General features: G+C 62.0%; 4 protein-coding genes. 3 read left to right on the top strand and 1 reads right to left on the bottom strand.

Annotation, left to right across the window (positions count from 1 at the left end):
* On the bottom strand, window positions 1-311 hold a 311-nt coding region (locus tag EJ105_RS27555; protein ID WP_250168876.1), incomplete at its 3' end, for a hypothetical protein.
* Window positions 312-388: 77 nt separating this feature from the next.
* Between EJ105_RS27555 and EJ105_RS27950 the strand changes: the two genes are divergently transcribed.
* The 3 genes from EJ105_RS27950 to EJ105_RS27545 are packed head-to-tail and all read left to right on the top strand — an operon-like array spanning window position 389 to window position 1,563.
* Window positions 389-517 carry a hypothetical protein gene (locus tag EJ105_RS27950; protein WP_284145672.1) on the top strand — a complete coding sequence of 43 codons (129 nt, stop codon included), beginning with the start codon at window positions 389-391 and terminating at the stop codon, window positions 515-517.
* 32 nt (window positions 518-549) lie between these two features.
* Entirely contained in the window at window positions 550-1,173 is a 624-nt protein-coding gene (locus tag EJ105_RS27550; protein WP_250168875.1) for a hypothetical protein, read from the top strand.
* Between the two features lie 30 nt (window positions 1,174-1,203).
* Window positions 1,204-1,563 carry a hypothetical protein gene (locus EJ105_RS27545; protein ID WP_250168874.1) on the top strand — a complete coding sequence of 120 codons (360 nt, stop codon included), beginning with the start codon at window positions 1,204-1,206 and terminating at the stop codon, window positions 1,561-1,563.
* Window positions 1,564-1,661: the final 98 nt, after the last annotated feature.

Genomic DNA, 1,661 nt, shown 5'->3' with positions numbered 1-1,661 from the left:
ACATTCGCAAACTTGAGAATAGACACGATCGCTCTGAAATATACAATTTGGTTAGGTATTGTTGGCGCATCAACAAAGCGCGGGCTGAAAAGGCCGATTTCATTCTCGCGGTTTTGAGAGGTGTCGTACTCGGCGCCTATGTTGCCGAAGAATGGCTTCAGGCCACTCGCGAAAATTTCCCCGAGATTGAGTATGCGGACGGATCGGAAGCCCATCGTTGGGGCTTCAAGGGCTACGAAGCGCCACAGGATATCTGCAAGTGGTACGTTGGCGCCTATGGCAAACGCATTGTGCAGCCAGAGCTTCGGCACGACCAATATCCCATCCGCTACTGGCAATGCTAAGTGTTTGGTATCCAAACCCAGCCGAACTGCGGAGGCGAGCCGCCATGTTCCATCGCCACCTGAACCACCACTGGTACACCCTCGCCGCCATCGATGAGGTGATCTGCGGCGAACCGCTCGAGACGTGCGTGGTCGAGCGCCGGGGCATTGAGAAGGGCGACGCACCGGCATAATTTATCTATGAATTTTTAGAGAAAGATGCGGCGTGCCGATGGCGAAGCGCCAAAACATCTCCGCCCTTGAGCGGCTGCAGAGCCTGCCGGCGGTCTTTCGCGGGGCCGACCTGACGGTCCGCTTCCAGTGGACCTCTAAGACGGCGTCCCAATATCTCTACCTGTGGAAGCGGCGCGGCCTGGTGAAGGGGCTGGGCGGGCATAGCGACGTGTTCGCAAACCTGGTGAAGAGCCAGTACCCGGATTGGGAGCTGGCCGTGGTCAAGGCCATGCCCTCCGCAGTGATCTTCGGGGTTGAATCGTTGCGCCAGTCCGGCTGGACCACGCAAATCCCGGCGCGCCCGACTGTGGCCGTCAAAGCCAGCCATTCGGTCTTCCAGGTCGAGCCCTATGAGATCGTGCCGCATCCCGACACGTGGTTCGCCACCATCGAGAAGGGCGTCCACCGCGAGCGCGTTTCCGTGCGGGTTCTTCGTCCGGCCTGGGCGCTGGCGGACATGCTGCATAGTCAGGGGTGGGGGAAGTGCGGCCTCTGGCCCGACGACGTTGAATGGGACGAAGTGACCGAGGAAGATGAGGCGGATTGGGTCGAGGCCTGCAATGCGCTCGGCCTGCAGGAGCGGCCGCTCCTGCAGCTGGCGATGGCCTCCCCTTGATGGGTCAGAGGCCGCAAGGAGTAGGGCGCCGTGCCGGTGGCATTCGACGAGCTGGAGCGCCTGGTGGTGATCGCGGACGCGGGGCCTCTCCTGCGCCTAGCCGCGGCCGGCCTGCTCGATACCATGCGCCTCTCCAACCGGCAGATCGTGATCGTGGACATGGTGGAGTACGAGGCGTGCCATCGTCATCCCGACAAGCCGTTTGCGCGTGAAATCCTCGCCTGGATCGAGCGGTCAGGAGCCGCGGTGAGGCGCGTGGAGACGACGGAGGGCATCGCATACGCCGCTCTGCTCGAGCGGGAGAAAACTCCGGAGAACGTGGCTAAGCTGAAACGGCTTCAGCGGGACGGCGGGGTGATCTTCCCCCGTTTTGGTGGACACCCATGCTAGCTTTGGCGAGCTTCACAGGAGTGTTCGATGGGCGCACGGCGTCGGGTGTTTCCAGAGGCGTTCAAGCGGGAGGCGGTTGAACGGGTCACGGCCAGCGG

Source organism: Xanthobacter aminoxidans, from assembly GCF_023571765.1.
GTDB classification, from domain to species: domain Bacteria; phylum Pseudomonadota; class Alphaproteobacteria; order Rhizobiales; family Xanthobacteraceae; genus Xanthobacter; species Xanthobacter aminoxidans.
The sequence above is the reverse complement of the archived record's forward strand: the minus strand, read 5'-3'. Positions and strand labels throughout refer to the sequence as shown.